At 72.4% G+C, this 14,475-nt stretch carries 18 protein-coding genes; 12 read left to right on the forward strand and 6 right to left on the reverse strand.

The window, feature by feature from the left end; all coding sequences use genetic code 11:
- The first annotated feature begins 68 nt into the window (after nucleotides 1-68).
- The 7 genes from BJ965_RS20605 to BJ965_RS20635 all read left to right on the forward strand — a co-directional run bounded on the left by BJ965_RS20605 (nucleotide 69) and on the right by BJ965_RS20635 (nucleotide 4,540).
- On the forward strand, nucleotides 69-617 hold the full coding sequence (locus BJ965_RS20605; protein WP_184909980.1) for a DUF6817 domain-containing protein: 549 nt from the start codon (nucleotides 69-71) through the stop codon (nucleotides 615-617).
- Nucleotides 614-985 carry a VOC family protein gene (locus BJ965_RS20610; protein ID WP_184909981.1) on the forward strand — a complete coding sequence of 124 codons (372 nt, stop codon included), beginning with the start codon at nucleotides 614-616 and terminating at the stop codon, nucleotides 983-985. Before BJ965_RS20605 ends, BJ965_RS20610 begins: the two co-directional genes overlap by 4 nt.
- 131 nt (nucleotides 986-1,116) lie before the next feature.
- Nucleotides 1,117-1,677, forward strand: a complete 561-nt coding sequence (locus BJ965_RS20615) for a GNAT family N-acetyltransferase (protein ID WP_221513177.1) — start codon at nucleotides 1,117-1,119, stop codon at nucleotides 1,675-1,677.
- Nucleotides 1,678-1,731: 54 nt separating this feature from the next.
- Nucleotides 1,732-2,577 (forward strand): GNAT family N-acetyltransferase, encoded by an 846-nt coding sequence (locus tag BJ965_RS20620; RefSeq protein ID WP_184909983.1) that lies wholly within the window; start codon nucleotides 1,732-1,734, stop codon nucleotides 2,575-2,577.
- Nucleotides 2,578-2,682: 105 nt separating this feature from the next.
- Entirely contained in the window at nucleotides 2,683-3,345 is a 663-nt protein-coding gene (locus tag BJ965_RS20625; protein WP_184909984.1) for a helix-turn-helix domain-containing protein, read from the forward strand.
- A gap of 92 nt (nucleotides 3,346-3,437) precedes the next feature.
- Nucleotides 3,438-4,100 (forward strand): hypothetical protein, encoded by a 663-nt coding sequence (locus BJ965_RS20630; protein ID WP_184909985.1) that lies wholly within the window; start codon nucleotides 3,438-3,440, stop codon nucleotides 4,098-4,100.
- A 107-nt stretch (nucleotides 4,101-4,207) separates the two neighbouring features.
- Nucleotides 4,208-4,540: a DUF2516 family protein gene (locus BJ965_RS20635; protein WP_179879122.1), complete on the forward strand. Its 333-nt coding sequence runs from the start codon at nucleotides 4,208-4,210 to the stop codon at nucleotides 4,538-4,540.
- A gap of 358 nt (nucleotides 4,541-4,898) precedes the next feature.
- Here BJ965_RS20635 and BJ965_RS20640 read toward each other — a convergent pair whose 3' ends face one another.
- The 4 genes from BJ965_RS20640 to BJ965_RS20655 form a co-directional block, all read right to left on the reverse strand.
- Nucleotides 4,899-6,245 (reverse strand): PP2C family protein-serine/threonine phosphatase, encoded by a 1,347-nt coding sequence (locus tag BJ965_RS20640; protein WP_184909986.1) that lies wholly within the window; start codon nucleotides 6,243-6,245, stop codon nucleotides 4,899-4,901.
- A gap of 333 nt (nucleotides 6,246-6,578) precedes the next feature.
- Nucleotides 6,579-7,667, reverse strand: coding sequence for a C40 family peptidase (locus BJ965_RS20645; RefSeq protein ID WP_184909987.1), 1,089 nt, complete (start codon nucleotides 7,665-7,667; stop codon nucleotides 6,579-6,581).
- A gap of 196 nt (nucleotides 7,668-7,863) precedes the next feature.
- Nucleotides 7,864-8,682 (reverse strand): class I SAM-dependent methyltransferase, encoded by an 819-nt coding sequence (locus BJ965_RS20650; RefSeq protein ID WP_184909988.1) that lies wholly within the window; start codon nucleotides 8,680-8,682, stop codon nucleotides 7,864-7,866.
- 30 nt (nucleotides 8,683-8,712) lie between these two features.
- Nucleotides 8,713-9,129: a CPCC family cysteine-rich protein gene (locus BJ965_RS20655; protein ID WP_184909989.1), complete on the reverse strand. Its 417-nt coding sequence runs from the start codon at nucleotides 9,127-9,129 to the stop codon at nucleotides 8,713-8,715.
- A 219-nt stretch (nucleotides 9,130-9,348) separates the two neighbouring features.
- On the opposite strand from BJ965_RS20655, the gene mshA reads away from it, so the two are divergent.
- The gene (gene mshA / locus BJ965_RS20660; RefSeq protein ID WP_184909990.1) at nucleotides 9,349-10,686 is read left to right on the forward strand and encodes a D-inositol-3-phosphate glycosyltransferase; all 1,338 of its coding nucleotides are present in this window, start codon (nucleotides 9,349-9,351) and stop codon (nucleotides 10,684-10,686) included.
- Nucleotides 10,679-11,188: a type III secretion system chaperone family protein gene (locus BJ965_RS20665; RefSeq protein WP_097217406.1), complete on the forward strand. Its 510-nt coding sequence runs from the start codon at nucleotides 10,679-10,681 to the stop codon at nucleotides 11,186-11,188. Before mshA ends, BJ965_RS20665 begins: the two co-directional genes overlap by 8 nt.
- A gap of 61 nt (nucleotides 11,189-11,249) precedes the next feature.
- Here BJ965_RS20665 and BJ965_RS20670 read toward each other — a convergent pair whose 3' ends face one another.
- The gene (locus BJ965_RS20670; protein WP_184909991.1) at nucleotides 11,250-12,050 is read right to left on the reverse strand and encodes a helix-turn-helix transcriptional regulator; all 801 of its coding nucleotides are present in this window, start codon (nucleotides 12,048-12,050) and stop codon (nucleotides 11,250-11,252) included.
- 49 nt (nucleotides 12,051-12,099) lie between these two features.
- Here BJ965_RS20670 and BJ965_RS20675 point away from each other — a divergent pair, with 49 nt between their 5' ends.
- Both BJ965_RS20675 and BJ965_RS20680 read left to right on the forward strand, forming a co-directional pair.
- A complete protein-coding gene (locus tag BJ965_RS20675; RefSeq protein ID WP_184909992.1) occupies nucleotides 12,100-12,537 on the forward strand; it encodes a DUF2000 domain-containing protein in 438 nt (145 codons plus the stop codon).
- 135 nt (nucleotides 12,538-12,672) lie between these two features.
- Nucleotides 12,673-13,380: a YqeB family protein gene (locus BJ965_RS20680; RefSeq protein WP_246545934.1), complete on the forward strand. Its 708-nt coding sequence runs from the start codon at nucleotides 12,673-12,675 to the stop codon at nucleotides 13,378-13,380.
- A 79-nt stretch (nucleotides 13,381-13,459) separates the two neighbouring features.
- Here BJ965_RS20680 and BJ965_RS20685 read toward each other — a convergent pair whose 3' ends face one another.
- A complete protein-coding gene (locus tag BJ965_RS20685) occupies nucleotides 13,460-13,879 on the reverse strand; it encodes a nuclear transport factor 2 family protein (protein WP_184909994.1) in 420 nt (139 codons plus the stop codon).
- 181 nt (nucleotides 13,880-14,060) lie between these two features.
- Here BJ965_RS20685 and BJ965_RS20690 point away from each other — a divergent pair, with 181 nt between their 5' ends.
- A complete protein-coding gene (locus BJ965_RS20690; RefSeq protein WP_184909995.1) occupies nucleotides 14,061-14,396 on the forward strand; it encodes a DUF6233 domain-containing protein in 336 nt (111 codons plus the stop codon).
- Nucleotides 14,397-14,475: the final 79 nt, after the last annotated feature.

Below are 14,475 nucleotides of genomic sequence, written 5' to 3' on the forward strand. Positions count from 1 at the left end.
GGCCGGCCCGGTCCGTCCACCGATTTGATGGTTGCCGCCGCCGACCACTGCTGGAAGGACTTCACCCTGTGACTGCTTCCCATGCCGAAACCGGACCGGCCGTCGCGCTCCTGAGCGGGCTCGGCGCGGCGGACATGGACCACCCGGGCGGCACCCTCCTCGCCCACCTCACGCGGGTGCAGAGGCAACTCGCCGCGTGGGGCGCCCGCCCGGCCCTCCAACTGGCGGGACTGTGCCACGCGTTCTACGGCACCGACGGCTTTCCGGGCGCCCTGCTGCCCCTGGACCGCCGTGGCGAACTCGCGGCGGCGGTCGGTGCCGAGGCCGAGGCTCTGGTGTACCTGTACGCCTCGTGCGATCGCGGGGCCACCTATCCGACGCTCGCGGATGCCGAGGGACCTTTCCGCGACCGGTTCACAGGCCTGAGCCACATCCCGGAGCCGCAGTCGCGGCGGGACTTCGCCGAGTTGTCCGCCGCCAACGAGATCGACCTCGCTCGCCTCGACCCCGCCTTCCGTGATCGGTGGGGTCCCGAACTCCTCAGCCTCTTCACCCGCATCCGTCCCCTGCTGAGCCGACCCGCCTGGGCGGACTGCCAGGAGGTGCTGGCCGGATGAAGCTGAGCGCGATCACCCTGGACTGCGCCGATCCGCTCGCCCTGGCGGCGTTCTACCAGCAGGCCACCGGACTGGAGCCGCACCCGAAGTCGGACGCCGATTTCGCCGCGCTGGAGGGTGACAACGGCCTCTCCCTCGCCTTCCAGCGAGTCGACGACCACCGGCCTCCCGGCTGGCCCGACCCTGCCGTTCCGCAGCAGTTGCACTGCTGTTTCCGGGTCACGGATCTGGACGAGGCGGAGACACGACTGCTGAAGCTGGGCGCCGGCAAGCCGGAGCATCAGCCGAACGCGGGCAGATGGCGGGTGCTCACGGACCCGGCCGGGCATCCCTTCTGCATCGTCGGGGGGCTCGCCGAGCCTGAATGAGACGGTCGGCTCGTCGGCTGGGAACGAGTCCTCGGCCGGCGTGCGGCGGCTCGGCCAGCATGGGATCCATGACCTCGCCGAACACACCGAACACACCGAACGCATCGGACACACTGAATGGCCCGGCCCCGGTGCCCGCCTCACTCACCCTGTCCGCCACGGAGATCACCACGCCCCGGCTCCGGCTGCGCAAGGCGCGCGACGCCGACCGCGCCGGGCTCATCGAGCTGCAGACCGACCCCTGGGTCCGGTTACACCTCGGCGGCCCGAGGCCGCGCGGTGCGGTCGAGCAGTACTTCGACGCGATGGGCGTCGCGCACGTCACCGACAAGCCCGGCACGTTCGTGGTCGCCGACCGGACGACCGACGACCTCGTCGGCGTACTCCTGATCCACCGACGCCCCGTCGACCTCCCCGGACACGTCACCGAGGAGGGCGGGGAACTGGAACTGACCTACGTCCTGCGCCGCGCCGCCTGGGGCGCCGGACTGGCCCTCGAAGCAGCCACGGCCGCGTTGCGCACCGCCGCGTCCGAACTGCCCGACCAGCCGGTCCTGATCGTGACCCAGACGGCCAACACCCGCTCCCTCGACCTGGCCGCCCGCCTCGGCTTCCGACGCGTGAGCACCTTCGAGGCCTACGAAGCCGAACAGACCCTCGCGGTGGCCGACCTGCACGCGTTCCTGGCCTGAGTGTTGGTCGGCGGGCGGCCCACGGCGGCGCGCTCCCGTGATGGGATGCGCCGCATGAGCGACTCGCTGCCTGCTCGTATCGAGCAGTACTACTCCACCGTGCCGTTGCTGTTCTCCGAGGCCGAAGAGTTCGGTCCCTTACGGCTTTTCGTGCGGAGGAAGCCAGGTGCCCCGTACTACGGCGGTCCCAGCCATGCCCAGCCCACCGCGGAGGGGGCGTCGGCGGTCACCGCCGCCGACATCGCCCGGGTGCGGGCACGGCAGCGCGAGCTCGGCGTGCCGGAGGCTTTCGAGTGGCTGGCCGAGGCGGCACCGATGCTGCGCTCCTGTGTCGAGGCCGTCGGCCTGCCCGTAGCGGAACGCCCGCTGATGGTGTTGGATCCGCACCACCGGCTCCCCTCGCAGCCGTTGCCGGAGGGCGTGACGCTCCGCGCGCTGACGGCCGAAGACCCCGCGCTGCCCGCAGTCCTCGCCCTTCCCCGCCTGGCCTTCGCAAAGGAGGGCACGGCGGTTGCCCCGGCAGGTCGCGGGGAGCTGTCGGCGGTGGCCGGGGAACTGATGAAGAACGGCACGGTGGCAACGGTCCGCCCCACCCTGCGCGCCGGGCACAAAACGCTCATCGCCGCCTTCGCCCCGGACGGCACCCCGCTGGCCGCCGGCCACTACCACCCGGCGAACGACACCACCGAGATCGGCGGCATAGGCACCCTTCCCATCGCCCGCCGCCAGGGCCTCGCCGCCGCCGTGACGACGGCCCTGGCCGTCCACGCGCGTGACCACGGAGTGACCACCGTCTTCCTCGCCTATGCGGAAGACGCCGTCGCTCGCATGTACGCGCGCCTGGGATTCCGCCCTGTCGGCAGCACCTTGCTGATCGCCAACCAGCCCGCGCGGTCATAGACCCACCACCGGGCCGGACGCGCTGACGTACTCATCCCAGGTGGCGTGGCGCACTTTTGCAAGCGGGTGCTTGCAATAGTTAGCGGGGTGCTGCACTGTGGAGGCATGGCATCGCTCAACGTCGGCAATCTCGGTGACTATCTGCGCGAGCAGCGGCGCACTGCGCAGCTGTCGCTCAGGCAGCTCGCCGATGCCGCCGGGGTGTCCAATCCGTATCTGAGCCAGATCGAGCGCGGGCTGCGCAAGCCGAGCGCGGAGGTGCTGCAGCAGGTCGCCAAGGCGCTGCGGATCTCCGCCGAGACGCTGTACGTCCGGGCCGGGATCCTCGACGCCGAGCGGGACCGGGACGAGGTGGAGACGCGGGCCGTCATCCTCGCCGACCCGACGCTGAACGAGCGGCAGAAGCAGGTGCTGCTGCAGATCTACGAGTCCTTCCGCAAGGAGAACGGGTTCGGGATCGGCGAGGGCATCGATGTCCCGGGCGCCGAAGACGGCCCCCGCGGCGCGGGCGTCGTCGGTGTCGTCACCGGTGACGGTGCGGTGAGCGTGGACGGGGATGCTCCCGACGCCGGTGGCGAGATATCGCGGACCGGCCCGGCCGACGGCGGTCAGCCCGCCCGGCGCCGCAGCCGCAAGACCGCCGGCAAGGGCGCCGGCACGAACGACAGCACGAACGACAGTACGAACGACGGTGGTACGACCGCCACCCGCCGGACCCGCAAGAGCACCGGCGGCAGCGACACCGATCCGCAGCAGACGGCCGGCTGAGCCGGCCGGACCAGGGCATGGGCCGCCCGCCGCGGATCACACAACCCTCAGCCGAACCCTCAAGCGAGACAGAATCCGGGAGGACCATCACCATGGCCATCACCGACGACCTGCGCAAGACCTTCAGCGACCCGACGCCGCTCTACTTCGCCGCAGGCACCGCCGACCTCGCCCTTCAGCAGGCCAAGAAGGTGCCGGCCCTGGTGGAGCAGCTGCGCTCCGAGGCCCCCGCGCGGATCGAAGCCGTGCGCAACACCGACACCAAGGCCGTCCAGGAGAAGGCGTCCGCCCGCGCCAAGGAGGCCTCCGCCCGCGTCAAGGAGACGCAGGAGACCCTCCAGACCAAGGTCACGGCGTTCATCGGCTCCCTCGACTCCGACTTCAAGAAGCTCGGCAGCAACCTCGATGCGGACCTGAAGAAGTTCGGCGAGAACGCCCAGGACTTCGCGCTGCGCGGTGTCGGCGTGGCCGCCGAGTACGCCGTCAAGGCCCGCGAGACCTACGAGAAGGTCGCCGAGCACGGCGAGCAGGCCGTGCGCACCTGGCGCGGCGAGGCCGCCGACAGCATCGAGGACGTCGCCGAGGGCGTCGAGGAGCTGGCCGTGGCCGTCGAGCCGAAGCCGCAGCCGGTCGAGGTCAAGGAGGAGCCGGTGAAGCCGGCCGCCGCCGCCCCGGCGAAGAAGGTCCCCGCCGCCAAGAAGGCCCCGGCGCGCAAGCCCACCACCGCGAAGAAGCCCACCCCGCCCGCCAAGTAGGACCGCGGAGCGGCCACACGGGCCGGGCACCCTGGGGGTGTCCGGCCCGTTGTACGGGTACGGTGACCGCGTAGGACGAGCCGAGTCAGGTGGTGGACGTTGTGCTGATGCAGGGCTTCGCAGGGTTTATGTGGCTTCTGAGCATGGCCCTGATCGTTTTCAGCGGCTTCGCGTTGTTCGACGCGGCTGTGCGCCGGGAGGACGCCTACCGTGCGGCCGACAAGAAGACCAAGCCCTTCTGGCTGATCATCCTCGGTATCGCCTTCGTGGTGAACCTGCTGTTCCCGATCCTGTCGTTCCTGCCGATCATCGGCCTCATCGCGACGATCGTGTACATGGTCGACGTACGGCCCGCGATCCGCGCGCTCCCGGGCGGCGGGCGCAGCAACCGCGGCTCCAGCAGCGACGGCCCGTACGGGCCGTGGAACGGCGGCCGGTAAGAGCCCCGGCGCCCGGCGCCCGGCACCCGCGCTTTCGCCCCCCCCCGGCCCTCGATCCTCGCGCTCAGCCCCAAGGCCCCGGCCCTCGTGCCGGGGCCTTCGGCTTGAGGTCTTCCCTCGGGTTCCAGGCTTCCGGCTCCGGGTTCTGCGGATTCAGGCTTCCGGCTCGGGGTCCTGCGGATTCAGGCTTCCGGCTCGGGTTCCTGCGGCTCCAGACTTCCGGCTCCGGGTCCTCCGACTCCGGCCTCAGGGCCTCCGGGCCTTCCGGCTCTTGGCCCTCGCCCGGGCCTTCCGGCTCTTGGCCCGGCCCTACCGTCCGCCCCCGGCCGAGCCCGGCCCGACCCGCCTGCGGCAGAACCTACGGCACCCGGTCCAGCAGCAGTACCGCCACGTCGTCCGTCAGCTCGCCACCGTTGAGGTCGCGCACCTCGTTCACCGCCGCCCGCAGCAGCTGCTCGCCCCGCAGGCCCTCGGCGAGCTGGCGGCGGACCATCTCCGTCATGCCGTCCTGGCCGAGTCGCTCCCGGCCCTGGCCGATGTGCCCCTCGATCAGGCCGTCGGTGTAGAGCATCAGGCTCCACTCCGCCCCCAGCTCCACCTGCATCCGCGGCCAGCGGGCGCCCGGCAACAGCCCGAGGGCCGGTCCGTTGTTGTCGTACGGCAGCAGGCGGGCCGGTTTGCCCGGGCGGGCCAGCAGCGGCGACGGGTGGCCCGCCAGGCAGAGCCCGGCACGGCGGCCGTCCGGCGCGATGTCCACCGTGCAGAGGGTCGCGAAGATCTCGTCGTCGGCCCGCTCGTGCTCCAGCACCTGCTGCAGCGTGCCCAGCAGCTGGTCGCCGCACAGGCCCGCCAGGGTCAGCGCGCGCCACGCGATCCGCAGCTCCACACCGAGGGCGGCCTCGTCCGGGCCGTGGCCGCAGACGTCGCCGATCATGGCGTGCACGGTGCCGTCCGGCGTGCGGACGACGTCGTAGAAGTCGCCGCCGAGCAGCGCGCGCGAGCGGCCGGGGCGGTAGCGGGCGGCGAACCGCAGGGGGGAGCCCTCCAGCAGCGGCGTCGGCAGCAGGCCGCGCTCCAGGCGGCGGTTCTCCTGCGCGCGCAGCCGGCCCTCGGCGAGCCGGCGCTCGGCCGACTCGGAGCGCTTGCGCTCCACCGCGTAGCGGATCGCCCGGCTCAGCAGCCTGCCGTCCAGCTCGTCGCGGAAGAGATAGTCCTGGGCCCCCACCCGTACCGCCTCGGCGCCGCGCTCGGCGTCGCCGGACGCGGTCAGCGCCAGGACGGCGTGCCGGGGCGCGAGCTCCAGCACGTGCCTGAGCACGGCGAGCTCGTCCTCGGGGTCCGCGTGGCCCGGCGCGGGCAGCGCCAGGTCCAGCAGGATGCAGTGGACGTCGTCGGTCAGCAGCCGCCCGGCCTCCGTCAGGTTGCGGGCCGTGCGGACGCGGATCGGCTTGCCTGCCTGGTCGAGCATGTCCGGCACGATCGGCGAACCGGCCGGGTCGTCCTCGATCAGCAGCAGCGTCAGGTTGGTGTGAGCGGTGTTGTTCTCCACCTTGTCCGTGGTGTTCCCGGCGGTGTCCGGCATGCGGCTCACGGGCGAGGCGTCCTTCACGGACTCCCCGGCCGAGCCGCCGTGCGGGGACGCGGCCTGCGCCTGACCACTCTCCACGGCCGGGATCGCTCTCTGCCGCGGTATGGGTACGGGCATCGTCTTGGGTTCCTTCCCTCCCCCCGAGGGCATGGTGGGGCGAGGGACCTCGACCCACCGAGCGGGACCATAGCGGGTGTCGGCGCCGCATTGGAATGGTGTGAGCCACGCCGCTGCGCCACCGGCCAGTGTCATATGCCGCGATATGCCCCGCAGTTGGACAGCTCGGAGATGCTGCGGGGATGACGAACGTCACGTCGGCGCACGGTTTGCTCGTGGTCGAGCGTGCGGTGGGTCACGTGGGCCAGGTCACCGCGGGTGTCCGATATTCGGGGTGCGGTGCCCGGCCTTTCGGTGTGCCGCCCTCCGGCCGCCCTCGGCCGCCGTCCGCGCTCAGTTGGCGTCGGCGCCGGCGTCCGGCCGCACCACCCCGAGGATGGGCATGGTTCCGGCGCCCGCGATCGTGATGGTCCGCCCGGGGCGCGGCGCGTGCACGATCGCCCCGTCGCCGATGTACATGGCGACATGGCTGGCGTCGTCGAAGTAGATGATGAGGTCGCCGGGGCGCATGTCCTGGATTTCGATGTGCCGCAGCCGCTTCCACTGCTCCTGCGAGGTGCGCGGGATGCCGCGTCCGGCGGATCCCCAGGCCTGTGACGTCAGCCCCGAGCAGTCGTAGGTCTCGGGGCCCTCGGCGCCCCACTGGTACGGCTTGCCGATCTGGGCCGTGGCGTACTTCACGGCCTTCTTGCCCTGCTCGGAGGCCTTGCCGTTGATCTCTTCGAGGATGCCGGAGCCCAGCCAGGCGGTCTGCGCCTTGTTCGCCGCATCCTTCTCCAGCTCGGTGAGGCGCTCCTGCTCCTCCTTCTGCAGCGCGGACTCGAGCTTCTCCGCCTGCGCGATCTGCTTCTCGATCTTCTTCTGTGCGGCGGCCTTGGCCTTGCGGCCCGCTTCCAGCTTCTTCAGCTGCGCGGAGGCGTCCTTGGCGTACTGCTCCAAGTCCTCCTGGGTGCGGGTCAGTTCGCCGAGGAGGCCCTTCGTCGCGTGGTGGCCCTCGCGGACCCGGCCCGCGCCGTCGAGGAAGTCCTGCGGGTCGTCGCTCAGGACCAGATGGGCCTCGGGGGGCAGTCCGCCCCCGCGGTACTGGGCGGCGGCAGCGGCGCCCGCGCGGTCCTTGAGCTTCCTGAGCTTCTCCTGGCCCTTGACGATCTTCTTGGCCAGCTCGACGACCTCGGCGGACTGCTTGTCGGCCTTCTCGTCCGCGGCGTTGTACTCGTCGGTGGCGCGGCCCGCGGCGCGGTAGAGCTTGTCGAGCTTCCTACGGACGGCCTCGAGGTCCTTGGCGGGGGCGAGCGCCGGTCCCGCGCTCGGGGTGGGTGAGGGGGTGGGGTTCGCGAACGCCGTGCCCGGTGCGGCCAGCACCGTGACCGCGCAGACCACGGCCACCGCCGTCGCGATCAGGCCACGCTTGCCCGTTCCCATACCTCAGCCCCCGAACTGATTAATCGTCAGTAACTTGTGGTTCGCCTGGGGATGCTGCCACGTCGGCCAGTAAAGCGACAGAGGTAGTGCTTCCCGCTGCCGCCGCGCCGGTATGCCCCGGCATGGCGATCTCCCCGCCTGTGTGACGAACGACTCAAAGAGATCGTTCCAACGGGCCCTGTCGGGGCGGGAGCAATCAGGCGCCCGGGGCCAAAGCCTCCCACCGCACCGTCACTTCGCCCTGCCGCCACCGCACCGGCCCGTCCGTCACCGGCCAGTCCGCCGTCAGGTCCCGCACCGCCCGGATCCAGCGCTGCCGGGCGCCGTAGGACGCGTAGGGCGCGGCGGCCGCCCAGGCGCGGTCGAAGTCGCGCAGGAAGGTGTGCACCGGCTCGCCCGGGACGTTGCGGTGGATGAGCGCCTTCGGCAGGCGTTCGGCCAGGTCCGAGGGGCGTTCCAGGGAGCCCAGCCGGGTCGCGAAGGTGACCGTGCGCGGGCCCTCCGGGCCGAGCGCGACCCACACGTGCCGGCGCCCGATCTCGTCGCAGGTCCCCTCGACCAGCAGACCGCCGCGTGCCCCGGTCGCCGGATCGGCCGGTGCGAGCCGCGCACACAGCCGCTCCCACACGGCCGCGACCTCGCCCTCGTCGTACTGCCGCAGCACGTTCGCCGCGCGGACGAGCAGGGGCCGCTGGGGGATCGGGATCTCGAAGCCGCCGTGCCGGAAGACGAGCCCCGGCCGCGCGTAGGGCAGCGCCGCCGCGACCCGGGCCGGTTCGATCTCGACGCCCACCACCCGCGCGCGGGGCGCGACCGTGCGCAGGCGCTGGAGCAGCTCGACGGCCGTCCAGGGGGCGGCGCCGTACCCGAGGTCGACCGCGACCGGGTCGGCGGCGCGGCGCAGCTCGGCTCCGTGGGTGGCCGCGATCCAGCGGTCCATGCGGCGCAGCCGGTTGGGGTTGGTCGTCCCGCGTGTCACCGTGCCGAGAGGGCGGGTGGCTGCGCGGGGTGTCATGCGTACGAGGTTAAGCGGCCTCCGGCGCTGTCAGGGCGCGAGGTGCCGCCGCCAGTAGGTGGGGCGCCAGTAGTACAGGGTGGTGAGGTCGTCCGGCATCGGGTCGTGGGACGGACCCTCCTCGAACGGGTCCCGGCCCGGGTCGGCGGGCCGGAAGCCCGGGTCCCGCGGCTCGTCGTCCCGTGGTGGCCGTACGTGGCGCCGCATCTCCTCGGTCACTGCGCCGATCCGCAGGTAGTTGGCCTGCGCCTCGATCAGGCTCAGCCCGTGGTTGGGGCCGCCGCCGGACGTGGGATGGCGGAGCTGGGAGGGGTCCTCCTCCCAGAAGCAGACCGGGCAGATCTCGTAGGCCCACAGCTCGCCGAGGGTCTGGTGGCCGCAGCACGGGCACGGGAGGAACTCCTCGGGCGGAGGCGGCGGTGCGGGGTGGTGCCGTGGGCCTGTCATGCCGGTGAGGCTAGGGGGCCCGGGGGCCCTGCCGCCTCGCCCTTTCCGTTCCTCGGCCGCTACGCCCGCCCTCCACCCTCGAACGGTTGAGCGACGAGCGGTAATGATTCGGTAAAACTCCCGAATCGGGAAATGGAGCATCCCTTTCCGGTGTTGGACCCCGTCGGAGGGCACCGTGCGCCCTGCGAGAGGCATGCCCGAGGCGAGGAGGAACGCCACGTGAGCCAGTACATCGGCAGGCTCGGCCGGCGCTCCACGTCGTCGACGGCGCGCCTTCGACTGCATCGCAGGCCCCGTCGCGTCGCCATGCTCTCCGTGCACACCTCCCCGCTCCACCAGCCGGGCACCGGCGACGCAGGCGGCATGAACGTCTACATCGTGGAGCTCGCCCAGCGCCTCGCCGCGCACGGCATCGAGGTCGAGATCTTCACGCGCGCGACCGCGGCCGCCCTCCCGCCGACCGTGGAGCTGGCCCCCGGCGTCCTCGTCCGGCACATCGACGCCGGCCCCTACGAGGGCCTCAACAAGGAGGACCTCCCCGCGCAGCTGTGCGCCTTCACCCACGGCGTGATGCAGGCCTGGGCCCACCACCGCCCCGGCCACTACGACCTGGTCCACTCGCACTACTGGCTCTCCGGCCACGTCGGCTGGCTCGCCGCCCAGCGCTGGGGCGTCCCCCTGGTGCACGCCATGCACACCATGGCCAAGGTCAAGAACGCCAACCTGGCCGACGGCGACACCCCGGAGCCGGCCGCCCGCGTCATCGGTGAGACCCAGATCGTCACCGCCGCCGACCGCCTCATCGCCAACACCACCGAAGAGGCCGACGAACTCGTACGGCACTACGCGGCCGAGACCGACAAGGTCGCCGTGGTCCACCCCGGCGTGAACCTCAGCCGCTTCTCGCCCGCCGACGGCCGTGCCGCCGCCCGGGCCCGCCTCGGTCTGCCCCAGGACGCGCTGATCCCGCTCTTCGCGGGCCGCATCCAGCCCCTGAAGGCCCCCGACGTGCTGCTGCGCGCCGTCGCCGTCCTCCTCGACGAACGCCCCGAGCTGCGCTCACGCCTCCTCGTGCCCGTGGTCGGCGGCCCCTCCGGCAGCGGCCTCGCCAAGCCCGAGGGCCTGCAGAAGCTCGCCGCGCGCCTCGGTGTCGCGGATGTCGTACGGTTCCGCCCGCCGGTCGGCCAGGAGCAGCTCGCGGACTGGTTCCGTGCCGCCTCCGTGCTGGTCATGCCCTCCTACAGCGAGTCGTTCGGTCTGGTCGCCATAGAGGCGCAGGCGGCCGGCACCCCGGTGCTCGCGGCGTCGGTCGGCGGCCTGCCGGTCGCCGTGCGCGACGGGCACACCGGCTTCCTCGTCCGCGGGCACGATCCGGCCGACTACGCGCGCGTGCTCGGCGACTTCGCCGACGACCCGCGGCTGACGGACCGGCTCGGCGGGCAGGCCGCCCGGCACGCCCAGTCCTTCGGCTGGGACACGGCCGCCGCCGCCACGGCGGACGTCTACACGGCCGCGATGCAGGCGCACCGCCGTCGCGTACGCTCGCTGTATGGGTGAAACCGATCAGGAACAGCGCGCGGCGCAGGTCGTCGAAGGAGCGCTGAAGGACGCCGACCTGGAGTGGGAGAGCCCACAGCCCGGCACCTACGTCGCGCAGCTCCCCGGCACCCGCAAGCTCAAGACGACCGTCTCCCTGATCATCGGCCGCCACTCCCTGTCGCTGAACGCCTTCGTCATCCGCCACCCCGACGAGAACGAGCAGGGCGTCCACCGCTGGCTGCTGGAACGCAACCTCAAGCTCTACGGCGTGAGTTACGCCGTCGACCAGCACGGCGACGTCTACGTCACCGGCCGCCTCTCCCTGCCCTCCGTCACCCCCGACGAGCTCGACCGGCTGCTCGGCCAGGTCCTGGAGGCCTCCGACGGCGCCTTCAACACCCTGCTGGAGCTGGGCTTCGCCTCGGCGATCCGCAAGGAGTACGCGTGGCGGGTGTCGCGGGGTGAGTCCACGCGCAACCTGGACGCGTTCGCCCACCTCACCCAGCGCCCCGAGCGCTGAACCCCGTCCACCTCACCCAGCGCCCCGAGCGCTGAACCCCGCCGGCCTCACCCAGCGAGCGCTAACCCGCCTTGTAGCGCCCCGGCGGCACCCCCACCAGCCTGCGGAAGTGCCGGGTGAGGTGCGACTGGTCGTAGAACCCGGCCGCCACCGCCGTATCGCCCGGTGAGCGCCCCTCCAGCAGCAGCCGCCGGGCGCGCCCCACGCGCAGGGACGTCAGGTACTGGTGCGGGGCGATGCCGTAGGCCGCGCTGAACGCCCGTACGAGATGGGCGGGATGGGCGCCGAGCAGCCCGGCGGCCTCCCGCAGCGCGACGCCCTCGACGATCCGCTCGTCCAGCAACTCGCGCAGCCGCCGCGCGAGAACGGGATCCGCCGGCCGCGCGGAAGCGGGGTCGCCGACGCCCCGCAGGTGCCCGCGCAACCGCTCCCCGACGAACAACAGCCTGCTCTCGGACTCCAGTTCCTCACCGGGCCGCCCCAGCGCGCCGTGCAACTGCCCCACCCGGCGCCGCAACAGCGGATCGCGCAGATCGGGCCGGTCGACGGCCGCTCCGATCAACTCGTCCCCGAGGTGCGTCCCGTCCAGGTACAGCACCCGCTTGCGGAAGCCCTCCGGGGTGACGGGGGAGCCGTTGTGCGGCACGTGCGGCGGCAGCAGCGACACGGTGTCGTGCGGGGTGCCGTGCTCGTGCCGGTCGAGGTCGTACCGTACGGCGCCGGTGTCGACGATCAGCAGCGTCCAGGCGTCGTGGACGTGCATCGGATACGCGTACTCGGTGAACCGCGCGTGGAAGACCTCGACGACACCCGGGACGGCGGGCCGCCAGGCGGAGACGATCCGGGAGGACTCGGAGGCCATGCAAAGAACGTACAAGACCCCGGTGAATGCTGCCGGGCACGCTCGGACCATGGACACCGCACCCTCCCCGGAGCCGATCCGCTTCGACACGAAGATCGCCGTACTGCTGCGCTCCGACCTGGAGCCCTGGCAGCGCCTCAATGTGACATCGTTCCTGGTCAGCGGCCTGGGGACACAGCTTCCCGAGGTGATCGGCGAGCCCTACGAGGACGCGGACGGCGTGCCCTACCTCCCCATGTTCCGCCAGCCGGTCATGGTCTTCGAGGCCACCAAGGAAACCCTGACCACCGCCCACGCCCGTGCCCTCTCCCGCGCCCTGCCCCGCGCGGTCTTCACCTCCGACCTCTTCGCCACGGGCCACGACCGTGACAACCGCGCCGCCGTACGGGCCGTGCCGACCGCGGACCTGGACCTCGTGGGGCTCGCCGTGTACGGCCCGAAGAACGCGGTGGACAAGGTGGTGAAGGGGGCGCGGATGCACCCGTGAGACGGGATCGGACGGGATCGGGCTGGGCCGGGGTGGGAGGACGACCAAAGTCGCGGGCGCGTAGACCAACGGCCGACGACAGGGCGGACGGCTTCCGAAGAGACTCGTGCCATGGAGGAAGCCAGAAACGTTCCCATGCGGAAGAGCTCCCGGCAGCGGGTGGGCGCAGCCACCGAACTCGCCGAGTCGGCCTGGGCCATCGTGCTCTTCTGCGCCGCCTGCGGTGCCGTGGCCGGCGCCCTGCTCCCGCTCCTCGCCCGGCTGCTCCTGGCCCTGCCCTGGGCACCGCTCGAAGGCCCGGCCGAACTGCTGACCTCGGTGCCGGAGCCCGCCCGCACCCTCGGCACGATCGCGGTGGGCGTGCTCGGCGGGCTGCTGCTCGGTTTCACGGCGGTCCACGAGTCGCTGTCCGTCCGCGTCGGCGACACCCACGTGACCCTGACGATCCGGGACAGCGCCCAGGAGTTCACCCGCGAGGAGATCGCCGTGTTCTTCCGCGACGGCAAGCAGCTCGTACTGCTCGGCCCGAGCGGTCTCGAACTGGCGCGGGAGCGCTGCGGCCTGAACTGGCAGCGCCTCGCCGACGCCCTCACCGCCCACGGCCACACCTGGGCGGGGCAGGACCCGCACCGCGCCGAGTTCCGCCGCTGGGTCCCCGGCACCCCCGGCCTGCCCCCGGGCGCGGACGCCCTGCTGCGGGCCCGCGCCCTGGCCCGCAGGGACGAGGACGACGCCGAGGAGGCCCGGGAGTTGCGCGGGGAACTGCTGCGGCTGGGCGTGGTCGTACGGGACGAGGACGGACGGCAGTACGTCCGGGTGGTGACCGGTGACGTCGACCGGTGACGTCGGCGGGTGACTCGGAAACGGCGGGGTTGGGGGGATGGGGTTCTCGCCGCGGCGCCGGTGAGCCACGCGCCGGGCGTCAGGGCGTGCAGGCCGCGGCGATCGACACGCTGTTCTCGTACAGGTGGTGCCGGGTGATCCGTCCGTCCTCGACCGTGAGCCGTAGCGCGAAGGGACCCGAGAAGGACTTGCCGGTCGCCCGGACCGTCCCGGACAGGTGCCCGGTCAGCACGGCGTCGGTCCCGTCGACGAGGATCGTGTCGACGGACACGCGGGCGTCCTCGGGGATGGTGTGGCGGGCCAGGTCGCCGGCCTGCGCCGCACACTCGGCGGCGGTGGACCGGGGCCGGATCCAGGGCACGGCGGGGTTCTCGGCGAGCATCCAGTCGACGGTGTCGGCGAAGAGGTCCGTGAGCCCCTCGGTGTCACCGGCGAGACGGAGTTCGAGGAACCTCCGGACGGTGGAGCGGGTGGCTTCGGCGGTGTCGGTGGGCGTCATGGAACCCAGCCTGCCGGGGTGTCCGAATTGTGTCGATTACCTCGGAGGTAGCCTCCGCGCGCCGTCGGCGCAGACGTGGGGCGCGCAGACGTGTCGGCGTGTGTCGATCCCATGGCTCGCGATGCATCGGACATGGCCGCGTACGTCGGACCGGGCCGCCGCTTGACCTAAAATCGAACGCATGAACGATCCAGAGTCGCGGCTCGCGCTGCTCCGCTTCCTGGAGCGCGTGCAGGCGCGCGACCTGGCACGCACCCGCCGTTGGATCGCGGACGAGGAACGCCGCCAGGCCGAACACCGGCGCGGCCTCCTGGCCCGGCCGCCCGTGCCGGACTGGCTGATCGAACGCGGCCTGTCCGGACACGAAGCCGTGTACGTCCACGTCGGCGGCTGCTGGAACGCGGGCCGGCGCAGCAAGGGCGTCGACCGGGACCATGCCCGGCGCGCCCTCGCCGACGGAGTCAAGGCCTGCCCGCAGTGCCGGCCGGACACGGAGCTCGGCTTCATGGACGGGTAGCGCGGCCGCCCCGGGACGGGGACGCCTCGGCGCCCGGAGCCCTGTTGTCAGTGCCGGGGCCTATGGTCCGCAGCGCGCG

Source organism: Streptomyces luteogriseus, from assembly GCF_014205055.1.
GTDB classification, from domain to species: domain Bacteria; phylum Actinomycetota; class Actinomycetes; order Streptomycetales; family Streptomycetaceae; genus Streptomyces; species Streptomyces luteogriseus.